This window comes from Aquiflexum sp., from assembly GCF_041751335.1.
GTDB lineage: Bacteria > Bacteroidota > Bacteroidia > Cytophagales > Cyclobacteriaceae > Aquiflexum.
Map to the genome: position 1 here is coordinate 1 of NZ_JBGSXS010000114.1, position 1,683 is coordinate 1,683.

The window sequence follows — 1,683 nt, forward strand, 5'->3', positions numbered from 1 at the left end:
TTGATCTGAAATAAATATCTTTAAGGATATTATTAACTTCTATTTTACTCAAAGCCACTAAGCTTAACCACTGATATTTTCTGGAGAAATCCGGGAAAACCTTGACTTGGGAAGGTGCTTGATAGACCTCTTCTTTTTCAGGTTTTTTAGTCCCTTTAAGTCTTTCCTGAAAGAAATAAGTAAAACTGAACTTCCAATAAGCTGTAACAAAAAACACCAACCCCGCCAATGACCAAATCACTCTATTCAACAAAAGATTGCCCTGAAGTGGTAAGATAAATGTGTTTTGTTCGAACGGAGTGAGGTATCTCGTTTCGTAATTGAAAGTATTCAGCGCAAAAGGGTCGAGGAGCTGAACCAAGTCTTTATTTTCAATATCCTGAGCTAAGAAATTGGAAAGTAAATAAGCAATAAACAGGACAATTCCTCCTGAATAAATGGATTTGATATTTCGTGTAAAAATAATCAGGGCAAAGAAAAGAGTTCCTGCAATCCACATGTTGGGAAGCACCAAAGTCAGCCAAGGCTGTATATAGTTCATCAATACATGTGGGCCATAACGTTCTGCTTCTGTCCAACCTGTAGCAGCACCAATCAGACTACCGAAATACATTCCGAACATTACGCCCGTGGTGATAAACAGCAGTACTACAAAAGAACCCCAAAACCGGCCCATAAAATATGCGGTTTTGGTGAGGGGGTAACTGAACATAAATGTTCCTGTTTTGTGTTCTAAATCCCTATAAATCGGGACCCCCATGATGGCTGATGCCAACAAAACCCCAAAAATCGAAATGATGGATTGAAGTGAGGCAATTACATATGGAGAGTTATGATAGACTTTTTCAGAAGCAGGTGTAAAACCTCCTCCAAGCAACAAAAACGCTATGGCAAACAACATCCCAAAATAGGCGTAAGTCGCCGGCCTGGAAAACCTGTAACGGATTTCAAATTTGAAAATATTCCAAAAATCCTGCATAGCTTATAAAGTTATCGGGTCCACTTTTTGAGAGATGTAGCTGAAATATACGTCCTCCAAACTGGTGACTGTCGATACAAAACCACTTCCCGGCTCTGTTTCACTCTTTATCCTTAGATTTAATTTCCCCTCTTTCAATTGTGTGGAAATGACATCAAACTGTCCTTTGTATTGAGAAAGGTCTTCTTTAGAGATACTTTTTTGATAAATCTGTCCCTCCAATTTACTGATTCCATCAGAGGGTTTACCCTGCATGAGTACTTCACCCAAACAAATAATAGCCATTTGAGAACAAAGGGTACTTACATCCTCCACAATGTGGGTGGATAAAATGACGATGGTATTTTCCCCTAGTTCACTTAGCAAATTGTAAAACCTGTTTCTTTCTGAAGGATCCAATCCGGCTGTCGGTTCATCCACAATTATCAATGAAGGATTCCCTGCCAATGCCTGTGCAATTCCAAATCGTTGTCTCATACCTCCGGAAAAGGTACCCAAAGCCTTTTTTCTATCCTTATATAAGTTGACCTTGTTTAAGAGCGAATTCACGAGGTCTTTCCTTTCAGACTTATTGATTACCCCTTTCATTTGTGCGATATGGTCCAACATGACTTCAGCTGATATTCTAGGATATAGCCCAAAATCCTGAGGGAGGTACCCCAATTTTTCGCGAAGGCTCTGCTTATCATGTAATATATCGAGAT

General features: G+C 39.4%; 2 protein-coding genes. Both read right to left on the minus strand.

All coding sequences use genetic code 11. The features are described from left to right. Positions 1-979: ABC transporter permease (locus tag ACEW8U_RS06260; protein ID WP_373521180.1), on the minus strand; the 979-nt coding region annotated here is incomplete at its 3' end. Positions 980-982: 3 nt separating this feature from the next. After that, a partial coding sequence (locus tag ACEW8U_RS06265) for an ATP-binding cassette domain-containing protein (protein ID WP_373521181.1) occupies positions 983-1,683 on the minus strand: 701 nt, incomplete at its 5' end.